17 protein-coding genes, 1 tRNA gene, 3 pseudogenes and 1 riboswitch are annotated in these 20,345 nt (G+C 70.0%); of the genes and pseudogenes, 13 read left to right on the top strand and 8 right to left on the bottom strand.

What is annotated here, in order from left to right:
- Positions 1-104 precede the first annotated feature (104 nt).
- From ABIH81_RS07720 to ABIH81_RS07730, 3 genes are all read left to right on the top strand, one after another.
- Entirely contained in the window at positions 105-302 is a 198-nt protein-coding gene (locus ABIH81_RS07720) for a hypothetical protein (RefSeq protein WP_349879669.1), read from the top strand.
- A gap of 448 nt (positions 303-750) precedes the next feature.
- On the top strand, positions 751-1,392 hold the full coding sequence (locus ABIH81_RS07725) for a hypothetical protein (RefSeq protein WP_349879670.1): 642 nt from the start codon (positions 751-753) through the stop codon (positions 1,390-1,392).
- Entirely contained in the window at positions 1,370-2,539 is a 1,170-nt protein-coding gene (locus ABIH81_RS07730) for an XRE family transcriptional regulator (RefSeq protein WP_349879671.1), read from the top strand. Before ABIH81_RS07725 ends, ABIH81_RS07730 begins: the two co-directional genes overlap by 23 nt.
- 295 nt (positions 2,540-2,834) lie before the next feature.
- On the opposite strand, the gene ABIH81_RS07735 is transcribed toward ABIH81_RS07730, so the two are convergent.
- Positions 2,835-2,908, bottom strand: a tRNA-Gly gene (locus ABIH81_RS07735).
- 179 nt (positions 2,909-3,087) lie between these two features.
- On the opposite strand from ABIH81_RS07735, the gene ABIH81_RS07740 reads away from it, so the two are divergent.
- A complete protein-coding gene (locus ABIH81_RS07740; RefSeq protein ID WP_349879672.1) occupies positions 3,088-4,092 on the top strand; it encodes a zinc metalloprotease in 1,005 nt (334 codons plus the stop codon).
- A gap of 69 nt (positions 4,093-4,161) precedes the next feature.
- On the opposite strand, the gene ABIH81_RS07745 is transcribed toward ABIH81_RS07740, so the two are convergent.
- A complete protein-coding gene (locus ABIH81_RS07745) occupies positions 4,162-4,707 on the bottom strand; it encodes a pyridoxamine 5'-phosphate oxidase family protein (RefSeq protein WP_349879673.1) in 546 nt (181 codons plus the stop codon).
- A 78-nt stretch (positions 4,708-4,785) separates the two neighbouring features.
- Here ABIH81_RS07745 and ABIH81_RS07750 point away from each other — a divergent pair.
- The 3 pseudogenes from ABIH81_RS07750 to dcd form a co-directional block, all read left to right on the top strand.
- Positions 4,786-5,091 (top strand): annotated as a pseudogene (locus tag ABIH81_RS07750) (dCTP deaminase); the annotation flags it as partial.
- A 675-nt stretch (positions 5,092-5,766) separates the two neighbouring features.
- Positions 5,767-5,883: pseudogene (locus ABIH81_RS07755) on the top strand (hypothetical protein); the annotation flags it as partial.
- A gap of 243 nt (positions 5,884-6,126) precedes the next feature.
- A pseudogene (dcd, locus tag ABIH81_RS07760) lies at positions 6,127-6,402 on the top strand (dCTP deaminase); the annotation flags it as partial.
- Positions 6,403-6,466: 64 nt separating this feature from the next.
- On the opposite strand, the gene ABIH81_RS07765 reads toward dcd, so the two are convergent.
- Positions 6,467-7,498: an NlpC/P60 family protein gene (locus tag ABIH81_RS07765; RefSeq protein ID WP_349879674.1), complete on the bottom strand. Its 1,032-nt coding sequence runs from the start codon at positions 7,496-7,498 to the stop codon at positions 6,467-6,469.
- A 13-nt stretch (positions 7,499-7,511) separates the two neighbouring features.
- Positions 7,512-7,646: riboswitch (cyclic di-AMP (ydaO/yuaA leader) on the bottom strand.
- A gap of 246 nt (positions 7,647-7,892) precedes the next feature.
- Here ABIH81_RS07765 and ABIH81_RS07770 point away from each other — a divergent pair.
- Positions 7,893-9,668: a peptidoglycan recognition family protein gene (locus tag ABIH81_RS07770; protein ID WP_349879675.1), complete on the top strand. Its 1,776-nt coding sequence runs from the start codon at positions 7,893-7,895 to the stop codon at positions 9,666-9,668.
- A 72-nt stretch (positions 9,669-9,740) separates the two neighbouring features.
- Here the strand turns inward: ABIH81_RS07770 and ABIH81_RS07775 are convergent, their stop codons facing one another.
- The 3 genes from ABIH81_RS07775 to ABIH81_RS07785 all read right to left on the bottom strand — a co-directional run bounded on the left by ABIH81_RS07775 (position 9,741) and on the right by ABIH81_RS07785 (position 13,227).
- Positions 9,741-10,751, bottom strand: a complete 1,011-nt coding sequence (locus ABIH81_RS07775; RefSeq protein ID WP_349879676.1) for an NlpC/P60 family protein — start codon at positions 10,749-10,751, stop codon at positions 9,741-9,743.
- Positions 10,752-10,922: 171 nt separating this feature from the next.
- Positions 10,923-11,927, bottom strand: coding sequence for a hemolysin family protein (locus ABIH81_RS07780; protein ID WP_349879677.1), 1,005 nt, complete (start codon positions 11,925-11,927; stop codon positions 10,923-10,925).
- A complete protein-coding gene (locus tag ABIH81_RS07785; protein WP_349879678.1) occupies positions 11,920-13,227 on the bottom strand; it encodes a hemolysin family protein in 1,308 nt (435 codons plus the stop codon). Before ABIH81_RS07785 ends, ABIH81_RS07780 begins: the two co-directional genes overlap by 8 nt.
- 82 nt (positions 13,228-13,309) lie before the next feature.
- On the opposite strand from ABIH81_RS07785, the gene ABIH81_RS07790 reads away from it, so the two are divergent.
- Positions 13,310-13,987 carry a GPP34 family phosphoprotein gene (locus tag ABIH81_RS07790; RefSeq protein WP_349879679.1) on the top strand — a complete coding sequence of 226 codons (678 nt, stop codon included), beginning with the start codon at positions 13,310-13,312 and terminating at the stop codon, positions 13,985-13,987.
- A gap of 67 nt (positions 13,988-14,054) precedes the next feature.
- Here the strand turns inward: ABIH81_RS07790 and ABIH81_RS07795 are convergent, their stop codons facing one another.
- Together ABIH81_RS07795 and ABIH81_RS07800 are read right to left on the bottom strand one after the other, a co-directional pair.
- Positions 14,055-16,298 carry a (Fe-S)-binding protein gene (locus tag ABIH81_RS07795; RefSeq protein ID WP_349879680.1) on the bottom strand — a complete coding sequence of 748 codons (2,244 nt, stop codon included), beginning with the start codon at positions 16,296-16,298 and terminating at the stop codon, positions 14,055-14,057.
- A gap of 179 nt (positions 16,299-16,477) precedes the next feature.
- Positions 16,478-16,741 carry a cell division protein CrgA gene (locus ABIH81_RS07800; RefSeq protein WP_349879681.1) on the bottom strand — a complete coding sequence of 88 codons (264 nt, stop codon included), beginning with the start codon at positions 16,739-16,741 and terminating at the stop codon, positions 16,478-16,480.
- Positions 16,742-16,971: 230 nt separating this feature from the next.
- Here ABIH81_RS07800 and ABIH81_RS07805 point away from each other — a divergent pair, with 230 nt between their 5' ends.
- Genes ABIH81_RS07805 through ABIH81_RS07820 form a run of 4 tightly spaced genes read left to right on the top strand, consistent with a single transcriptional unit; the run spans position 16,972 to position 20,344 of the window.
- Positions 16,972-17,778, top strand: a complete 807-nt coding sequence (locus ABIH81_RS07805) for a DUF881 domain-containing protein (protein WP_349879682.1) — start codon at positions 16,972-16,974, stop codon at positions 17,776-17,778.
- Positions 17,775-19,412: a class E sortase gene (locus tag ABIH81_RS07810; RefSeq protein WP_349879683.1), complete on the top strand. Its 1,638-nt coding sequence runs from the start codon at positions 17,775-17,777 to the stop codon at positions 19,410-19,412. Before ABIH81_RS07805 ends, ABIH81_RS07810 begins: the two co-directional genes overlap by 4 nt.
- Positions 19,413-19,415: 3 nt before the next feature.
- Positions 19,416-19,688, top strand: a complete 273-nt coding sequence (locus ABIH81_RS07815) for a hypothetical protein (protein WP_349879684.1) — start codon at positions 19,416-19,418, stop codon at positions 19,686-19,688.
- A 5-nt stretch (positions 19,689-19,693) separates the two neighbouring features.
- Positions 19,694-20,344 carry an aminodeoxychorismate/anthranilate synthase component II gene (locus tag ABIH81_RS07820; RefSeq protein ID WP_349879685.1) on the top strand — a complete coding sequence of 217 codons (651 nt, stop codon included), beginning with the start codon at positions 19,694-19,696 and terminating at the stop codon, positions 20,342-20,344.
- The last annotated feature ends 1 nt before the right edge of the window (position 20,345 follow it).

Raw genomic sequence — 20,345 nt, forward strand, 5'->3', positions numbered from 1 at the left:
CATTCGCCGCTTCGGTCTGCGACCGACCGGCGCCGACCTGCCTTACATCGCCGGCCAGCTCAGCGACGTGCTCGTCATCTGGCAGGCCAAGGAATCGAGCTGGGATGCCCACTGGCTCGATCGACGTCCAACTGCTCTGCGGAGCAGGACTGGACGCCACCAAGGCGTACCTGGAGGCCAACGGCTCCGACGATGCGACAGAGGCACTCCGCTACCTACTCGACTGCGAGGCCGCCGGCGACTTCGACGACTTCTCCGTAGCCGAGCAAACCCGGTGGAGAGCCGCTTACTACCTGGGCTGACGTTGAACCGGAGCAGGACAGTGAGGAACTGAGGCATCGAACCCGAAGTCGGATGGAGCCTCGGTGACCTTCCGCCGAAAAGCGTCATGGATCAGCGCGCCGACGAGCAGCCCGTCCAGGATCTCTTCCTTCCGGACGTCGTAACCGGAACTTCCGTAAGTTCCGCGAGGAGGTTCGCGACCTCGCCAAGGTCGAGGTATCGGAACCTTCCACAGCACGCCTGAGCTCGTCCGGCGCGACAACTTCCACCGCGAAACCCAGGCCACCGCACGGTCTCGCGCGGCCTGGGTTGGACCCTGCTGTCCTGGCCCAATGGCACGGTAATGGCATGCCGGTCCTATCTGCCGCAGGCGGGCGTCGCCGGCTCTCCTTGCCTCGCGCCGCTGCCAGACACGTCGACGCGAGTCGCTACTTCCGCGTTAAGAATCTTGCTGATAATATCGCCGACATGATTAACGAGGACGTCGAGCGGATCCGCGCAGCTCTCACGCCGCTCTGCGAACCCCTGCATGACGTCTTCACGTGGGCCGACCAGCGGCGCCGGGCCGCGCTGCCTGAGTTTGACGAGGTGCCGCAGTACGGGTGGTACGCGACGCACAGCGTCCGTGCATTCGCTCATCTCCGACTGAGCGGGCTGGACATCGACCCTTGGAGGCTGGCCGGGAACCACGCGCGCAACGGCGAGCTCTGGCTGACCGACGGGGACTACCGGGTGCGGCTTCTTCATACGGTCCGCGACTCGGACGTCCCTCCCGCCGGTAGCAACGCCGCACGTCAGGCCTACTACCGCAACCCTCCACTCTTCACGCTGTTGCAGCAGCGGCTCTTCGGCCCACCAGATGACCGGCTGTTGTTCGTGTGGCGAATCGACCCGAAAACCAGCGTTCCTACCTTCCGGGTAGTCAGGCCCATTGGAAACTGGAAGTGGGGGGATCACGCCAAGACGGACATCGACTTCATCCTGCCGGAGACGGCAGAGGATCTTGCTGCACTAGAGTTCGAGCCTTCGGACGAAGGCATGGAGCTAAACATCCCGAACGAGGATGAACTGGAAGGCGGGATCGAGGATGCTGGCGGCAGCGCCGGGTGAGCGGCTAAAAACCCTGCGCGACATCCTTGGGCTAACCCAGAGTCAGCTAGCCGAGGTGTCTGGCGTCAGCCAGCCCTGGATCTCCGAGGTGGAAACCGCCAGCAGAGACGCAACAGACGACAAGCTGAAGCAGATCGCTGACGCAACCGGCACACCCGTCAGCTTCTTCCAGGCGCGACCCTCGTCTGTCCCGCTCGACAGCCTTCGATTCAGGAAGTCGTCTGCAGCCAGGAAGACGACGACTCGGCGGGTACACGCCATCTACGGTGAGAGCTACCGCGTTACCGAGGACCTGGTAGACGCCGAGGGCTATCCCACCCCGTCACTTCCCTTCGCGTCTGGAGAGGCGCCCCTAACCAACGCCGAGATCGAACAGCTGGCCAGCGAGACACGAGAGGCGCTCCAGCTCGCGCCTGACAAGCCCATCCCGCATCTGACTCGTGCGCTTGAACGTGCCGGCATTGCAGTGGCACCGATGGTCCTTCCGGACGTCGGCGGAGAAGAGCAAGCCGCGGTCGGGCACTTCGGTGTCTCACACTGGGGCGGCCTCGGCGCTACAGCCTTGATCGGCTATTTCCCCGGACACCAAGGTGACCGGGACCGCTTCACACTGGGGCATGAGCTCGGACATCTGGTGCTCCACACCTTCCGACCCCGCACTACCCATAACCAAGCAGAAGAGGAAGCTAACCTCTTCGCCACGGCCTTGCTAATGCCTCTCGACCGCGCCCAGGCCAGCATGTCGGATGCACTTTCGCTTTCGGACTACGCAAGACTCAAGGCGACTTGGGGTGTTTCCATCCAGGCTTTGATCATGCGAGGTCATACGGTCGGGGCGATTGGCGACACTCGCAAAAACTCACTGTTCGTGCAGCTATCGGCAAAGGGCTGGAGGAAGCGTGAGCCGGTTTCTGTAGGACACGAATCACCGAAGTTGTTGTGGACGTTGCTGTCCCGCCGTTTTGGACCGCGCCCGTACGTTCAAGGGTCGGAAAAGCTCGCAATTCACCCGACCGTCTTGAGGGCAATCGCCCCCACCCCTCAGCTAACTCGTGCTGCCGAAAGCCAAGTCGGGCCGACTCAGGAAAGCCCCGATCGGGTTGTGAGCATTGAATCACGACGTAAGGCGATGCGCCGCAGGGCTTGATGCCTGGGCTCCTGAGATCCGTAGCCTCGGCGCAGCCGTCCAAGACGGTACGCGTCGGTTCTCAACACCTGGCGCGGAAGCTGTTGCCGCCCCTCCGCATCCCCCTTTGTCCAAGGTCGCTGCTGTCAACGCCTGGAGAGGTCGGCAAACAACGCTGCCATCGACAAGGGCGAGGGCTCGGACGATGCCGCGGACGCTCGGGGCTAATGGCACGCCAATGGCACGCGGCATGATCCTTGACCTGGAAATATCGAAGGCCCTGGCTGGACTGTCGTCCTGGCCAGGGCCTCGATCGTGGAGCGGGTGACGGGAATCGAACCCGCACTGTCAGCTTGGGAAGCTGATGTTCTGCCATTGAACTACACCCGCAGGCGGCATCACTCTACCTGAGGTCACCACGCCCGTGCACCCAGGTACCCCCACGCGCGATGTTGCACGTCGGCAACATATGGCCGTTCTCAAATGCGTCGATGGGATGTAACGTCTGCCCCACGTTTCCGAACCGGCGTGACACACCCCCTGCCACGCCGTCAGAAAGAGGTGGGCCCATGGGACTCCGTCCCAACCTGCTGACCCGGCGTACCGCCGGTGTCGCGACGTCGACCCTCGCGCTGCTGCTCAGCACCGCCGCCGTCGGCGTCGTCCCCGCTGCTTCGGCCTTCTCGGCCGCCCCGGCCGAGGTGTGCGCCGAGCCGGCCGACGCCCACGCCGACGAGCACGCCGACGAGCACGCGAACGCTCGCGTCGCCAAGGGTGGCAACGCCAAGCTCGACCCGAACCACCTGACCGCCGCGCAGGTCCGCGAACGGGAGGCGGACCTCGCCGCCGCGCAGCGCGAGCGGGCCGGCTTCCGGACCGGCGCCGTCGCCCCGCTGGCCACCGTGACGATCCCGGTCGTCGTGCACGTCATCCAGGAGAACAGCACCCGGGCCGGCGGCAACATCACGGACTCGATGATCAACCAGCAGATCACCGTGCTGAACCAGTCGTACGCGGGCTCGACCGGCGGCGCCGCCACCGCCTTCGGGTTCCAGCTCACGAAGATCAACCGGGTGACCAACCCGTCGTGGTACCCGATCGTGCAGGGCTCCTCCGCCGAGCGTTCGATGAAGACCTCGCTGCGTGAGGGCGGCAAGAACACGCTGAACATCTACCTCGGCGAGCTGAGCGACAGCCTGCTGGGCTGGGCCACCTTCCCGAAGCGGACGCTGGACAAGATGGACGGCGTGGTGGTGCTGAACGAGTCGCTGCCCGGCGGCACCGCGACCAACTACAACCAGGGTGACACCGGCACCCACGAGGTCGGCCACTGGCTGAACCTCTACCACACCTTCCAGGGCGGCTGCTCCGGCTCGGGCGACAGCGTCTCCGACACCCCGGCCGAGGCGTCCCCGGCCTACCAGTGCCCGACCGGCCGCGACACCTGCTCGACCGCCGGCAAGGACCCGATCACCAACTTCATGGACTACACGTACGACTCCTGCATGTACCAGTTCACCGCCGGCCAGGCGAGCCGCATGCTCAGCGCGTGGAACGCCTACCGCGCGGCCTGACCGTCGTACCGCGTACCGGTGCCGGCCCTGTCCTCGGACGGGGCCGGCACCGTTTCGCCTCGGGCCGGGTCAGGCGGCCGGGCGGCGGGTGTCGAAGCCGTGCCGGCCGCGCCGGCCCTCCGCGGCCACCGGCTCCCGCCGGGCCGGCTCGGCCCCGCGCGGGTCGAGCCAGACCCGCACCTGCGGCGGGGCGGCGCCGGGCTGGGCCACCGGGTCGCGCCGGGTCAGCATCGCCGCCTCGACGGTGAACTCGAACAGCCGCCAGTCGCCCTGCGGCGACGCGCGGGCGATCCGGGCCAGCCGGGCCACAGTGGCCGGGTCGGTCACCGGCCGGGCGCGGCCCGCGACGTACGCCTCGTCGTCGCTCTCCTCCGGTGGGAACGAGTGCAGCGCGTAGCGGCCGTCGCGTTCGAGGTCGCGGCGCTTCGGCGAGTCGATGACGAAGCACCAGAGACCGTCGTCGGTGATCACCGGGGACACGGGATGCACCCGGGGGCCACCGTCGGCGCGGACCGTGGCGAGGTAGCCGAAGCCCGGCCCGTACTGCTGCATCAGGAGGCGGATCTCGTCGGCGAGGCGGGGCTCGTCGGCGGCGAATTCGGACCAGGAAGCCATGTGGACACTCTATCGAACACGTGTACGAAGATGTAGTGCGACACGCAGGTCACCCGTACCGGTCGCTATGGTGTTCCGATGCTGCTCTCCGACCGCGACCTGGTCTCCGAGATCAAGGCCGGCACGCTCGCGCTGGAGCCCTTCGAGCCCACGCTGGTGCAGCCGTCGAGCATCGACGTACGCCTGGACCGGCTGTTCCGGGTCTTCAACAACCACCTCTACACGCACATCGACCCGTCGATCCAGCAGGACGACCTGACGTCGGCGATCGACGTGGCCGACGGGCACCCGTTCGTGCTGCATCCGGGTGAGTTCGTCCTCGCCTCCACACTAGAAGTCATCACGTTGGGCAACCAACTTGCTGGACGCTTGGAGGGAAAGGCGCTCGCGCTCGACACGCCGGTGCCGACACCCTCCGGCTGGACCGTCATGGGCGATCTCAAGGTCGGTGACCACGTCTTCGATGATCGCGGCCGCCCGGTACTGGTTCGTGCTGCCACTGAGGTCATGTCTGGCCGCCCATGCTTTCGCGTCACATTCTCCGACGGAGAGTCGATCGTCGCCGACGCCGATCACCGTTGGATGACGACCACGCGGGTGGAGCGGAAGCGAATCGCCCGCGGAACGATGACCGGCGGGATGATCCGGACGACCGTGGAGATCGCCTCGGACCTTCACTACGGCGACGGCGAGGTCAACCACCAAGTCGCACTCGCCGAGCCAGTTCAATATCCCACCCGCGAGCTGCCCATCGATCCGTACGTGCTGGGCGCGTGGCTCGGCGACGGGACATCCGCCAACGCCGAGTTCACCTGCGCCGACGAGCCGATCCTTGAGGAGATCCGACGGGCTGGCTACCTAGTGCGGAAGACCGCCGCCCCATACGGCTACCGGATCGGTGGAACGGGCCATACCCGCGACGACAGCACCGGTAGGTTCATGCCTAACGACTCTCTCTCCAGCTGCCTCAGACGTCTCGGAGTGCTGGGGAACAAGCATGTGCCGCAGCTGTACCTGACCGCGGACATAAGTCAGCGCGTGGCCCTGCTACAGGGACTGATGGACACCGATGGTCACGTCGATGACCGGGGTCGGTGTGAGTTCGTCAGCACCAGGGAACATCTGACGGACGCAGTGGTCGAACTGGCCGCCAGCCTCGGCCTTCGACCAGTCAAACGAAAGAAGCGGGCGATGCTCAACGGCGTCGACAAGGGCCCGGCGTACCAGGTGAAGTTCACGCCGCATGTTCCGGTTTTCCGGCTTCCTCGGAAACTGGCCAGGCAGAAGCTCGATCGCTTCCACCGATTTCGATCGATCGTCGCCGTACAGCCGATGGAATCCGTACCTGTTCGCTGCATCGAGGTGAACGATCCACGCGGGATGTTCCTCGCCGGGCGATCGTTCATTCCCACACACAACTCGAGCCTGGGGCGGCTGGGCCTGCTGACCCACTCGACCGCCGGCTTCATCGACCCGGGCTTCTCCGGCCACGTCACGCTGGAGCTGTCGAACGTGGCGAACCTGCCGATCACGCTCTGGCCGGGCATGAAGATCGGCCAGCTCTGCATCTTCCGGCTCTCCTCGCCGGCCGAGCACCCGTACGGCTCGGCCGTCTACGGCTCCCGTTACCAGGGGCAGCGCGGCCCGACGCCGAGCCGGTCCTGGCAGAGCTGGCGCACCTGGCCGACCCGCTGACGGCGCCCACAGTTGTTAATAGGGGCCCCCTCCTCTACCGGAGGCGTTAAGAGGGGGCCCTTCCTTACACGCGGCCGTAGCTGTTGATGTCGCCGTCGTCGACCCGCTTCATGGTGATGGGCTTGCCGGACTGGGAGGCGTGCACCACCCAGCCGTCGCCCACGTACATCGCCACGTGGTGCAGGTCGCTGTAGTAGAAGACGAGGTCACCGGCGCGCAGCTCGGCCCCGCTGATCCGCTTCGTCACGCCGTGCTGCTGGCGTGCGTTGTGCGGCAGCGAGACACCGCCCTTGGCCCAGGCCGCCATGGTGAGGCCGGAACAGTCGAAGTGGTCCGGCCCGGCCGCGCCCCAGACGTAGATCTTCCCGATCTGGGCGCAGGCGAACTTGACCGCCGCCCCGGCCGGGCCGCCGGGGTAGCCGGCCGGGCACGGCGCCGGGCGCAGCGGGCCGCCGCCACCCTTGCCGTACACCTTGAGCCGCAGCTTCTCCAGCTCGGCGATCTCGGCGTCGATCTGCTTCTTCTTCGCCGCGAGCTGGGCCTCGGTACGCGCCAGCCCGGCGATCATCTCGTCCAGCGGCTTCTTCTTCGCCGCCAGCTCGTCGCGCAGCGCGGCGACGGAGCGCACCTGCTCGTGCTGGCGGTGCGCGAAGCGGTCGAGCAGTTCCAGGCCGTTGACCAGGTCACCGGGTGAGCGGCTGCCCAGCAGCGCGTTCACGGTGGAGAGGTTGTCGCCCTTGTAGGCGTCGGCGGCGAGCCCGCCGACCTGGCCGAGCGCGGCGTCCACCCGGGCCTGGAGGGGTGCGATCTGCCGGCCGAGCGCGTCGGCCTGCTTGCGCCGCGCGGCGAGCTGCTCGCGTACGGCGTTGACCTGTTCGATGACCGGTTCGAGCTTGTTCCAGTCGCGGTCGATCTGGGCCTCGATCTCGGCGACCGAGGGTTCGGCGTGTGCCGCCGTGGCGCCGCCGGTCAGGACGACGGCGGTGCCGACCAGGGCGGCGAGAGCGGTGGTGAAGCGGGACCAGCGGGTACGCGGCACAGCCGTGGACCGGTCGACCGACCGGTTCGACGACGGCCGCGGGGCATGGAGTGCCACCGGGCGTCCGTACTCCTTCTTCCGTACCGCCTACCGGGTTAGCTGACGGATTCGGGCGGGAAGGGAGCCGCCCTACCGCATCGCTGCGGATTCACCCCAGGTACCTGGTTCCCCGGCTCGCCCGGAGGCGACTCGGCGGTGTCGGACCGTCACCGACCGGGCTGGACGGTGAGACGTGCGGCCGACGATTGACCAGAGTAGGGACCACCGTTATCAATCCGCAACTTCCAGCGGCGTGACACTCCGTACGCGATGCGGGCCCGCACCCGGGCGGAGGTGAAATTTTCTTTCAGGCCTGATTACCCGCTGGAAAGGTATTGACCCTCGCGGGTGTACGGAGTCCCGCTGGGACACCCACACCGGGCAACCCAGCACCAGCGGCGGCTACGGCCCGATGCACCTGACCGACGCCGCGCACATCCTCGCCACGCCGGGCAGCGCCCACGTCGACGAGGACGAGGATCCGCGCGGCGACGACGCCCGCCCGCTCAAGCTCGATCCGGCCACGGCCGCCGCACCGAAGCGGGAGACCCCGCTGCCGCCCGCCTCGCTCCAGACGCTCGACGCGGCCGCCGCGCTGACCGGGCTCGACGCGCGGACGCTGCGGACCGACCCGGCCGCGAACATCCGCGGTGGCGCGGCGCTGCTGGCGTCGTACCAGAAGGCTCTGGGCGGGCCGGTCGGCGCCGGCACCGACCCGGCGGCCTGGTACGCCGCGGTGGCCCGGTACTCCGGCGCGGACACCTCCGACGCGGCGGCGGCCTTCGCCGACGAGGTGTACGACCAGCTCGGCCAGGGCGCCAGCCGGACCACCGACGACGGCCAGCGGGTCACGCTCGCCGCCACCGCCGCGAAGCCGGACCGTTCCCGCCTGGCCCGCCTCGGCCTGCGCCACGCCGAGCGGCCGGACGGGCTGGAGTGCCCGGTGCGGCTGGCCTGCGAGTGGATCCCCGCGCCGTACGAGCAGCTCAGCGACGACCCGGGCGACTACGGCAACCACGACCTGGGCGACCGGCCGAAGCAGCAGAAGATCGAGTACATCGTCATCCACGACACCGAGGGCTACTTCGGCCCGAGCGTCGACCTGGTGAAGCGGGCCGACTACCTGGGCTGGCACTACACGCTGCGCTCGGTGGACGGCTACATCGCCCAGCACGTCAAGACCAAGGACGTGGGCTGGCACGCCGGCAACTGGTACGTCAACGCGAAGTCCATCGGCCTGGAGCACGAGGGCTTCGCCGGTCAGGGCACCTGGTACACCGAGGCGATGTACCGGACCTCCGCCAAGCTGGTCCGCCACCTGGCGCTGAAATTCGGCATCCCGATGGACCGGCAGCACATCATCGGCCACGACAACGTGCCCGGCATCAACGCCGGCGCGGTGCGCGGCATGCACTGGGATCCGGGTCCGTACTGGGACTGGTCGCACTACTTCGACCTGATGAAGGCGCCGTTCCGCAGCACCGGCACGCCCCGTACCGGCCTGGTCACCATCGACCCGGACTTCGCCACCAACCGGCCGGCGTTCTTCGGCTGCAACCAGCAGCCGCCCGGCGTCCCGACGCCCACCCCGCCGGCGCAGCCGTGCCCGTCGCGCGGCTCCTCGTCGGTGATCCTGCGGACCGCGCCGAGCCCGGACGCCCCGCTCGTCAACGACCTCGGGCTGCGCCCGGACGGTACGCCGGACACGATGTACGTCTCCGACCACGGCGCCCGCGCCTCCGCCGGCCAGACGTACGCGCTCGCCGGCCGGCAGGGTGACTGGACGGCGATCTGGTACCTCGGCCAGAAGGCGTGGTTCCTCAACCCGGCCTCCGCGCCGACCGCCAAGTGGGCCACCGGCTTCGTGGTGACCCCGCGGCCCGGCAAGGCCACCATCCCGGTGTACGGGCGGGCCTACCCGGAGCAGGCCGCCTACCCGGACACCATCCCGTACCAGGCCATCTCGCCGCTGCAGTACACGTTCGCCGCCGGCCAGCGGTACGCGGTCGGCGGGGTGCTGCCCGGCGAGTACTACCGGGCGGTCTCGTTCGACGGTTCGGCCCCGGGTGACCGGACCGTGGTCCGCGGCGAGAACCGCTACGTGCAGGTCCAGTTCGGTCACCGGATCATGTTCGTGAACCTGGACGACGTGCTGGTCCTGCCGTCCCCGGTCGGCGCGCCGCGCTGACCCGGCACCGCACACGAGAAGGCCCCCGGTCCGTGACGGACCGGGGGCCTTCTCGCTGCCAGGGGGTGCGGGTCAGCTGACCCGGACGAAGCCGGCGAGCGGCTGGGTGTTGATGCTCGACACCTGGACCGGTTTACCGGTACGCGGCGCGTGCACCATCACCCCGTTGCCGAGGTAGAGCCCGACGTGATGCAGGTCGGAGCCGAAGAACACCAGGTCACCGGGGCGGGCCTCGGAGCGGGAGACCCTGCGGCCCTCGTTCCACTGGGCGCCGGTGAAGTGGGTCAGCGAGATGCCCGCCGCCTTGTACGCGTACTGGGTGAGACCGGAGCAGTCGAACGAGTTCGGGCCGGTGGCGCCCCACACGTACGGGTCACCGACCTGGGCGCACGCCGTCTTGATCGCGGTCCGCGCGGCGCTGCTCACCACGCCGTCGATCTTGGGGCAGCCCGCCGGGCGGATCGAGGTCACCGGGAGCATGGCGGTCAGCCGCTTGATCTCCGAGTCGATCTGCTTCTTCTTCGCCGCGAGATCGTTCTGCTGCTTGATCTCCAGCGCGATCAGCGCGTCGAGCTTCTCCTTCTGCTTGTTGTACTCGTCGCGCACCTTGAGCACACCGGCGATCTGGCGGCGCTGGTCGTCGGCGATCCGGTCCAGCATGACCAGCTGCTCGGCCAGCGTGCCCGGCTTGGTGTTCACCAGCAGCGCGCCCAGATCCTGCGACGGGCCCTGGATGTAGTACCGGGCCGCGATGTCGCCGACCTTGTTCATGGCGAGCGTGGAGGCCAGCTCCAGCGGCACCATCTTGTCCTTCAGCGCCTTGGACTTCTTCTGGTTGGTGCGAAGCTGCGAGCGGACCTTGTTGAACTGCTCGATGGTGGGTTCGAGCTGCTCCCACTGCTTGTCGATCTGGGCGTCGATCTCGTCCACCGACGGCGCCGCGTGCGCCGGGGCCGTCAGCATTCCGGCGCCGACAGCGGCGGCCGCGACCAGGGTGACCAGACGGCGTGCCACCCGTTGGAACCCGGCCCGCCGGCCGGGTGGAGCGCTCGGGGCGTGACGTTGAGGGGGCGTGGTTGCCACCGGCACGGACTCCTTTGCAACCGACCGCCGGGCGCCTCGCGAGAGGGAAGTATCGAGGCAGACGACCCACAGCGGTCGGTGCCCCACATTAGGGAAGCCAACCGATGGAATCAAGGCGACCGTTTGTTCAATCACGTATCCGCAATCGGTTGCACACCAAGGGTATTCGATTCATCTTCCGACGATGGCTGTCAATACGTCGTCGAGCGTCACCACACCCATCGGCCGGCGTCCGTCGCTGACCAGCACCATGTGGCGGCGTTCGCGGCGCATCGCGAGCAGCAGATCGGCGAGCGTACGGTCCGGCGGCACCACCGCCAGTGGCCGGTAGACCGCGGCCGGCACCGGCGCCCGGCGGCTCGCCCCGGCGTACCCGAGCACGTCCTTGACGTGCACGAAACCGAGCACCCGGCGGGTGGCCCGCTGCACCACCGGGAAGCGGGACCGGCCGGTACGGGTCGCCAGCACCTCCAGCGACGCCGGTGAGACGTCCTCGGCCACCGTGGTCACCGTGGACCAGGGTTGCAGTGCGTCCGCAGCGGTACGGCTGTGCAGGGCCAGCGCGCCGGTGATCCGGGCGTGCTCCTCGGCGTCCAGCAACCCCTCGGTGCGGGCCTGGGAGACCAGCCCGGCCAGTTCCTCGGCCGTGAACACGGTCTTCACCGCGTCGGTCGCCTCCACCCGCCACCACCGCAGCACCTGCCGGGACGCCCACTTCATCGCCAGCAGCAGCGGCTTGGTGGCCAGGCAGAACGCCAGCATGGCCGGGCCGAGCCAGAGCGCCGACGGTTCCGGGCCGGCCAGCGTGATGTTCTTCGGCACCATCTCGCCGACCACCGTGTGCAGGAACACCACCACCGCGAGCGCGATGACGAACGCCACCGGGTGCACCGCCGAGGCGGGCAGCCCCAGCGCGGCGAACGGTGTCTCCAGCAGGTGCGCGAGCGCCGGCTCGGCGATCGCGCCGAGGCCGAGCGAGCAGACCGTGATGCCGAGCTGCGCCCCGGCGATCATCAGCGGGATCTGGTTCATCGCCGCCAGCGCCAGCCGGGCCCGCTTCGACGTCGCCGCCAGCGGTTCGATCACCGTACGACGGGAGGCGATCAGCGCGAACTCGCTGCCCACGAAGAACGCGTTGCCGAGTAGCAACACCACTGCCACGAGTAGTTCAGGCACCGTCGTCGGGCTCCTCGGGGCGCACCACCCGCACCTGCTCGATCCGGTGCCGGTCGACCTCCACCACGGTGAACTCGTACCCGGCCTCGTCGACCGTCTCGCCCGGCACCGGGATGTGGCCGAGTCGCGCCATGAGGAACCCGCCGAGCGTCTCGTACGGCCCGTCGGGCAGCCGGAACCCGGTCTGCTCGACCAGCTCGTCGGCGCGCAGCACGCCGTCGGTCAGGACGGTCCGCTCGCCGCCGGGCACGGTCAGCTCCACCGGCCCGAAGCCGTCCACCGCGTCCGGGTCGAACTCGTCGGCGATCTCCCCGACCAGCTCCTCGACGAGATCCTCCACAGTCACCACGCCGTCGGTGCCGCCGTACTCGTCCACCACGATCGCCAGGTCGGCCCCGGCGGCCTTGAGCGCGGCCAGCACCCCGTTCAGGTTCAGGCTCTCCGGGACGTACACCGGTTCCCGGGCGACAGCGGCGACCGTGGTGGCGGCCCGGCGGGCCAGCGGCACACCCAGCGCGTCGGGCACCCCGGCGACGCCGGTGACCAGGTCGAGCGTCTCCTCGTAGACCGGGAACCGGGTCCGCCCGGTCCGCCGGGACGCCTCCAGCAACTCCGCGATCGTCGTGGTGGCGCGCAACGCGGTCACGTCCACCCGGGGCGTCATCGCCTCGGCGGCCCGCTTGTCGCCGAAGCGGATGGTGCGGCGCAGCAGCATCGCGGTGTCCGGCGGCAGCGCGCCGGCCCGGGCCGAGATCGCGGCGAGCAGGCCCAGCTCCTCCGGGGATCGGGCGCTCGCCAGCTCCTCCTGCGGCTCCACGCCGAGGCGGCGCACCAGCCGGTTCGCGGACTCGTTCAGCAGCCGGATCAGCCAGCCGAAGGTGCGGGAGAAGGCCCGCATCGGCGCTGCGATGGCGAGCGCCGCCGGCATCGGGCGGGCCAGCGCGAGGTTCTTCGGTACCAGCTCGCCGAACAGCATCGAGATGAGCGTGGCCAGGGCCAGCGCGAGCAGGCCCGAGAAGCGTTCCGCGCCGCCGAGCGGGTGCAGCAGCGGCGTGAAGATCCGGGCCAGGGCGGGCTCGGCCAGGTAGCCGGTGAGCAACGCGGTGAGCGTGATGCCGAGCTGCGCGCCGGAGAGCTGGAAGGACAGTTCGCGCAGCGCGCGGCGTACCGCGGCGGCCCGGCCGTCCCCCTCGTCGGCCCGCCTGTCGATCTCTGCCCGGTCCACGGTGACCAGGGCGAACTCGGCCGCGACGAAGAACGCGTTGCCGACGGTCAGCAGCACGAAACCGACCAGGGGCAACAGCGTCAGAAGCAGAAGGCCGTCGATGCGCGTGATTGTGGCACGCGCGCGCGGATGGCGGACCCCCCGTAGCGTGGTGCGCATGGACGGTCTGCTGCTCACCGACGAACTGGTCCTGCTCGCGTACGACGACGACGGCGCCGACCGGCTCGGCCGGCCGCACCTCGACTACGGCCTCGCCGGGGCGGTGCTGCTGGAACTGGCCCTGGCCGGCCGGGTGGAGGTGGCGGACAAGCGGGTCGTGGTGACCGACCCCGCCCCGACCGGCGTGCCGCTGCTGGACGAGGCGCTGGCGACTGTCGGATCGGGCCGCCCCCGCAAGCCGAAGGACTGGATCGGCAAGCTCGCCAAGGGACTGCCGGACCGGGTGCTCGGCGGGCTCGTCGACGCCGGGGTGCTGCGCCGGGAGTCCGACCGGGTGCTGCTGGTCTTCCCGCGTACCCGCTATCCCTCGCCGACCGGAGCGGAGCCGGCGGTGGAGACCGCGGCCCGGGAGCGGATGGCGGCCGCGCTCACCGGCGACGGCCCGGTCGACGCCCGGACCGCCGCGCTGCTCACGCTGACCCGCGCGGTCGGCCTGGACCGCAAGATCTTCCGCGAGCTGCCGAAGGAGCGGGTCAAGGCGCGGATCGACGAGATCGCCGCCGGTGACTGGGCGTCGGCCGCCGCCAAGAAGGCGATCGGGGAGATGCAGGCGGCGCTGCTGGTCGCGATGACGGCCGGGACGAGCGCCGCCATCATGACCACCACGGTCAGCTGAACGCGACGGCGGCGGCACCGCGAAGGTGCCGCCGCCGTCGTGGTCCTGCTCCGGCCGGGTGTACGCCTCAGCTCGCGCTCGGCGCGACCTCCGGCTCACCGGCCGGGGCCTCCGGCTTGACCGAGCGCAGCAGCACGCTCGCCACGTCGACCACCTCGACGTCCTCGCCCGCGCCCTTGCCGTTCACGCCGTCGTTCAGCATCGTCGAGCAGAACGGGCAGCCGACCGCGATGGTCTTCGCCCCGGTGGACATGGCCTCCTCGACCCGGTCCACGTTGATCCGCTTGCCGATCTTCTCCTCCATCCACATCCGGGCGCCGCCGGCGCCGCAGCAGAAGGAGCGCTCGCTGTTACGCGGCATCTCGACGAGGCCGCTGTCGCGGCCCGCACCGGAATCGGAGGCTGCGCCACCGCGGCCATCTCCGATGGCACTGCCGAGCACCTCACGCGGCGCGGCGAAGATCCGGTTGTGGCGGCCCAGGTAGCACGGGTCGTGGTAGGTCACGCCACCGTCGACCGGCTGCACCGGGGTGAGCTTGCCGGCGCTGACCAGGTGGGCCAGCAGCTGGGTGTGGTGCACCACCTCGAACTCGCCGCCGAGCTGGCCGTACTCGTTGCCCAGGGTGTTGAAGCAGTGCGGGCAGGTGGCGACGATCTTGCGCTTGCTCTTCTCGCGGCCCTCGAACGCCTCGTTCAGCGTCTCGACGTTCTGCTGGGCCAGCATCTGGAAGACGAACTCGTTGCCGATGCGGCGCGCCGGGTCACCGGAGCAGGTCTCGCCCTCACCGAGGATGGCGAACTTGACGCCGGCCTCGTTGAGCAGCGTGGCGACCGCGCGGGTGGTCTTCTTGGCCCGGTCCTCGAACGCGCCGGCGCAGCCGACCCAGAACAGGTACTCGAAGTCGTCGACCTCGCCGACGCGCGGCACCTCGAACCCGAGGCCCTTCGTCCAGTCCTCGCGGGTGTTCTGCGGGGCGCCCCACGGGTTGCCCTTGTTCTCCAGGTTGCGCAGCATGACGCCGGCCTCGGAGGGGAAGCTCGACTCGATCAGCACCTGGTAGCGGCGCATGTCGACGATGTGGTCCACGTGCTCGATGTCCACCGGGCACTGCTCGACGCAGGCGCCGCAGGTGGTGCAGGACCAGAGCACGTCCGGGTCGATGACGCCGCCCTCTTCGGCGGTGCCGATCAGCGGCCGGTCCGCCTCGGCCAGGGCCAGCACGTCCATGTGGGCGAGCTGCGCCTGGGTGGCCTTCTCCTCGCCGGTCAGATCCTTGCCGCCACCGGCCAGCAGGTACGGCGCCTTGGCGTACGCGTGGTCGCGCAGGCTCAGCACCAGCAGCTTCGGCGACAGCGGCTTTCCGGTGTTCCAGGCCGGGCACTGCGACTGGCAGCGACCGCACTCGGTGCAGGTGCTGAAGTCGAGCAGGCCCTTCCAGGTGAACTGCTCGACGTGGGCGACACCGAACTGGTCCTTCTCCGGGTCGGCCTCCTCGAAGTCCAGCGGCTTGCCCTCGCTGGTCATCGGGCGCAGCGGGCCCAGGCCGGAGCCGGCCGGCTTCTCCGGGTCGCGCTTGAAGAAGATGTTCGGGAAGGCCAGGAAGCGGTGCCAGGCCACGCCCATGGTGACGTTCAGCGAGATCACGATGAGCCAGGTCATCGAGATGGCGATCTTGATGAGTGCGGCGACGCTGACGCCCGCCTCCCAGTTCGGGAGGACCGAGCCGACCGCGTGGCTGAGCGGGGCGGCCCAGACCGGGTACTCGAAGTGGTCGGTGGCGACCTTGAAGCCCCGGATCACGAAACCGAAGATCAGGACCAGCAGGACGACCCACTCGACGAAGTAGCCCTGCCACATGGTCGAGCCGGTGAACCGGGAGCGGTTCTCCGCGCGGCCGGGCCGGTTGCGCAGCCGGATCGCCATCAGCACCAGGATGCCGACCAGGCCGAGGATGCCGATCCACTCGGTGACCAGACCGAAGATCGTCCAGTGCCCGATGATCGGCAGCCCGCCGCCGGTCGAGACCACCTCGAAGTAGGCCTCCAGCACCAGCAGCGACAGCACGATGAAGCCGACCATCACGAACCAGTGGGCGGCGCCGACCACGCTCCACTTCAGCATGCGGGTGTGACCGGCGGTCTCCACCAGCATCGTCTTCGTACGCGCGCCCTTGTCGCCGAACCGCTCCGGCGCGGGCTGGCCGAGCCGGATGACGGCTGTCATCTTCATGACCGCGCGCACCGCAAGCCACACCGCCACCGCGGTGATGGCGGCCGCGAGGATCGTGGTGACGATCTGGACGCTGCCCATCGAGTTGGCCTCCCGGTCTGCTGCTTGTCCGTGCAGCCTACGCGCAAGGTTACCCAGCAGTAACGTGAGTCTTCTCGCACGAGGCCACGCCGCCCTGCGCACACCTTAGGTGGAGCGGCGTCGAAGCGCCGGGCAGGGGCGGCGTGGCGTGACCTACGCCGGGGCGGGGCAGCTCCGGATCAGCGCCAGCGGGAGAGCAGGATCAGCGACGAGACCATCGCGCCGAAGCCCACGGCGAGGTTCCAGTAACCCCAGGTGGCGACCGGGTACGCCTGCTCGGACAGGTAGTAGACCACCAGCCAGCCGATGCCTGCCACGATCAGCGTGACGGCCGTGACCGGCAGCCAGATCGGGCTAGGCTTGCGCGTCGACGCCGTCGCCGTCGGACGCACGTCCGTCGGCGGGGTGTACACCTTCTTCTTGCGGACCTGAGACTTGGGCACGACGCTCTCCAGAGGGGGGTACGACCTCGTCCGGCCTGACAACCGGGCGCGAGGGCGACGGTCCATGGCCAATAATGTTCGACAGCTAGCGTAGTCCGCACGGACCGTCCAGGCCACGAATGGGGCCAGGCCGGTGCAGTCAGTAACCGGAAAGAGCGGACTTTCCGGGTCGAGCAGGTCGGCTCGCACCGGCGCGGGCCGGAACGAGACGACGGGAAAGGGAACGCCCGGTGGAGTACACGTCCGGCGCCGCCTCCTGGCAGAAGGTCCTCCGCCGCGCGGCAGCCGCCCTGCTGCCCCGGCGCGCTCGCCAGCGCCGCCCCGGCTGGTCCGTCGGCGTACCCCTGATCGCCGCCGCGGCGGGCCTGCTCTTCACCACCACCGCCACCACCGCGGGCGGCACCTCCCTGCGCGAGGACCGCCGGCCCCAGCTCACGCAGCTGATCGAGGACCGCCGCGAGGAGGTCGCCGCCAGCGAGGCGAAGGCCGCCCGGCTCCGCGCCGAGGTGGAGGAGCAGACCGCCGCGCTCGCGGGCGCCGACGGACCGATCAAGACCGAGCGGGACCGGGCCGCCGCCAGCCGGCAGGCCGCCGGATTCACCGCGCTCACCGGCAGCGGCGTGACCGTCGAACTGAACGACGCCGACCGCCGGCCCGACCAGCCGCTACCCAAGGGCGCCAGCAACGACGACCTGGTGGTGCACCAGGGCGACGTCCAGGCGGTCGTCAACGCGCTCTGGGCCGGCGGCGCGGAGGCCATGTCAATCATGAACGTCCGCGTGCTGAGCACCAGCGCGGTACGCTGCGTCGGTAACACCCTGCTGCTGCACGGCCGGGTTTACTCCCCTCCTTTCAAGATCGTGGCAATCGGCGATCCCGCGGAACTCCAGCGGGCGCTCGCCGCCTCTGAGGGAGTGCGGGTGTTCAAGGAAGTGGCCGACCACTACCAACTCGGGTACGTCGAGCGCGTCTCCACAGTCACCGTGCCGGCGTTCGAGGACTCCACCGCGTTGCAGTCGGCGACGGTGCCCCGGTGACCGGCGGCGACCCCCGGGAACGCGCCGGCCACGACCGCCGGGAGGAGCCCACGGCGTTCCTCCCCCGGGTCGCGCGTCCGGCCCCGGCGTCGCCACCCCCGCTCGACCTGCCCTGGCCCGACGCCGGTCCGGCCCACGCCGCCCCGGCCCGACGCGGCCCGGACGCCCGGCCGCCCGTCCCACCGCCTTCCGTCCCACCGCCTTCCGCCCCGCCCCGGTCGGCCCCGCCGGTCGCTCCGCCGCCGCCGTGGCCGGGCAGTCAGGCGCACCAGCCGACGAGCGCCGCCCGCGCCGAGGCCGACCCCCGGTTCCGCCACCCGGCGAGCGAGCTTCCCCCCAGGGGTACGCCCCACCCGGCCGGCCCTACGCACCACGGCCCTGCGCACCACGGATCGGCTCCCCGAGGTGGTTCCGCTCCCGGGACGCGCCCCGCCGCGCCCGGTGACGTCCCGCCCCCGCCGGGTGAGCGTCCGGAGCGACCGGGGCCGTACGGACCGGCGGCGCAGCAGAACCCCGTCCGCCATCACACCGGTGGGGCGATCCCGCCCGAGCACGGTGGTCGCGGTGGACAGCCGCCGCAGACCGGCACCCGCCCGTGGGAGGCCGGCGGACGCCCGCCGGAGGACGGTCGCCGCCCGGCGGGGGGTGAGGGACGGCCGCCCGGCGTACCCCCTCTCGGCGGGCCGACCGGCACGGACCGGAACCCCCCTGTCGACCCCGGGGCGACGACGGTGCTGCCCGCGATCACCCGCCCGCCCGCGAACCCCCACCTGGACGCCACCGGGCTGATGGGCGCGGTGCCCCCGGCGCCGGACACCGGCGGCGGCGGCGAGCCGCCCGCCGAGCCGCCTCGACCTCGGCGCGGCGAGCAGGTGGTGCAGCTGCGGCCCGAGCAGACCGGCGACGGATACCGCAGCGTCTACTCCGAGCTGACCCGCCCCACCATCGGCTCCCGGCTGCGCACCGTCGTACGGGGCACCGGCGAGCTGCTGATCACCTTCGGCCTGGTGGTGCTCCTCTTCGCCGGGTACGAGATCTGGGGCAAGGCGGTCATCGTCGAGGCCCACCAGAACGACCTGAGCAGTCAGCTCGCCCAGGAGTGGGGCGCGACCGCGGACCCCACCGTCGGCCCGACCACCGGTCCGGCCACCGGTCCGACGGTGAAGCCGAAGCCACCGGCGGAGGGCAGGCCGGTCGCCGGCCTCTACATCCCCAAGTTCGACAAGCACTGGGTGGTGGTCGAGGGGGTCAGCCCGGAGGACATCCGGTACGCGCCGGGCCGCTACCCGGACAGTGCCATGCCCGGCGAGGTGGGCAACTTCTCCGTCGCCGGTCACCGCATCCGCTCCACGTTCTGGCGGCTGGACGAGATGAAGACCGGCGACGCGATAGTGGTCGAGACCAAGACGGAGTGGCTCGTCTACCGGGTATACCAGCAGCGGATCGTCAAGCCGTCCCAGGTGGAGGTGGTCGCGCCGGTGCCCGGCAAGCCGGGTCAGAAGCCCACCGAGAAGCTGCTGACGCTCACCACCTGCAACCCGAAGTTCGACAACTACCAACGGTTGATCATCCATGCCCGGCTGGACCACACGCAGGCCAAGTCGGCGGGCCGCCCGGCCGAGTTGGAGGCGTGAGCCGTGTACTCGTGGATCTGGCGCAAGCTGCCGTTCGGGCTGCCCGGCAAGCTGATCGGCTCGCTGGTGCTGGGCACCGCCACAGTCGCGCTGCTCTGGTTCGTGGTGTTCCCGTGGGCCGAACCGCTGCTGCCCTTCGACGACGTGCAGGTCACCCAGGACTCCGGCGTACCGGGTGACGGCGGGATCACCGAACCGACCGGGCTGCCCGGCGAGGAGGAGCTGCCGTACAGCACCGAGACGAACAACGCCCCACCCTCCACCCCGAACAGGTGACAGCGATGCGCGTACTGGTGATCGACAACTACGACTCGTTCGTCTTCAACCTCGTGCAGTACCTCGGACAGCTCGGCGCCGACTGCGAGGTGCGGCGCAACGACGAGATCGACGTCGCCGAGGTGAGCCGGGTCGGTGCCGCCGGTGTCCTGCTGTCACCCGGCCCGGGCAGCCCGGACCGGGCCGGCATCTGCCTGGACGTGATCCGCGAGTACGCCGGCAAGCTCCCGATCTTCGGCGTCTGCCTCGGTCACCAGGCGATCGGCGAGGCGTTCGGCGCGACTGTCGCCCGCGCGCCGGAACTGCTGCACGGCAAGACCTCGGAGGTACGCCACGACGGCGTGGGCGTGCTCGCCGGGCTGCCCGACCCGTTCACCGCCACCCGCTACCACTCGCTGGCCGTCCTGCCCGAGACGCTTCCCGACGAGCTGGAGGTCACCGGCCGGACCGCCTCCGGCGTGGTGATGGCGATGCGGCACCGCACGCTGCCGATCGAGGGCGTGCAGTTCCACCCCGAGTCGGTGCTGACCGAGGGCGGTCACCTGATGCTGGCGAACTGGCTTGCCGCCTGCGGCTTCCCGGCGGCGCTGGAACGCGGCCCGGAACTGGCCGCCGAGGTGGACGCCCGCCGCCAGGCAGCCTTCTCCCCAGCCTGAC

This window comes from Micromonospora sp. HUAS YX12 (assembly GCF_040215685.1).
Taxonomy (GTDB): Bacteria; Actinomycetota; Actinomycetes; order Mycobacteriales; family Micromonosporaceae; genus Micromonospora; species Micromonospora tulbaghiae.

Excerpts from the sequence above, each read along its gene's own strand:
- ABIH81_RS07820 (WP_349879685.1), top strand. The coding sequence starts at position 19,694 with ATGCGCGTACTGGTGATCGACAACTACGACTCGTTCGTCTTCAACCTC.
- ABIH81_RS07795 (WP_349879680.1), bottom strand. The coding sequence starts at position 16,298 with ATGGGCAGCGTCCAGATCGTCACCACGATCCTCGCGGCCGCCATCACC.
- ABIH81_RS07770 (WP_349879675.1), top strand. The coding sequence starts at position 7,893 with ATGCACCTGACCGACGCCGCGCACATCCTCGCCACGCCGGGCAGCGCC.
- ABIH81_RS07740 (WP_349879672.1), top strand. The coding sequence starts at position 3,088 with ATGGGACTCCGTCCCAACCTGCTGACCCGGCGTACCGCCGGTGTCGCG.
- ABIH81_RS07745 (WP_349879673.1), bottom strand. The coding sequence starts at position 4,707 with ATGGCTTCCTGGTCCGAATTCGCCGCCGACGAGCCCCGCCTCGCCGAC.
- ABIH81_RS07730 (WP_349879671.1), top strand. The coding sequence starts at position 1,370 with ATGCTGGCGGCAGCGCCGGGTGAGCGGCTAAAAACCCTGCGCGACATC.
- ABIH81_RS07790 (WP_349879679.1), top strand. The coding sequence starts at position 13,310 with ATGGACGGTCTGCTGCTCACCGACGAACTGGTCCTGCTCGCGTACGAC.
- ABIH81_RS07725 (WP_349879670.1), top strand. The coding sequence starts at position 751 with ATGATTAACGAGGACGTCGAGCGGATCCGCGCAGCTCTCACGCCGCTC.
- ABIH81_RS07720 (WP_349879669.1), top strand. The coding sequence starts at position 105 with ATGCCCACTGGCTCGATCGACGTCCAACTGCTCTGCGGAGCAGGACTG.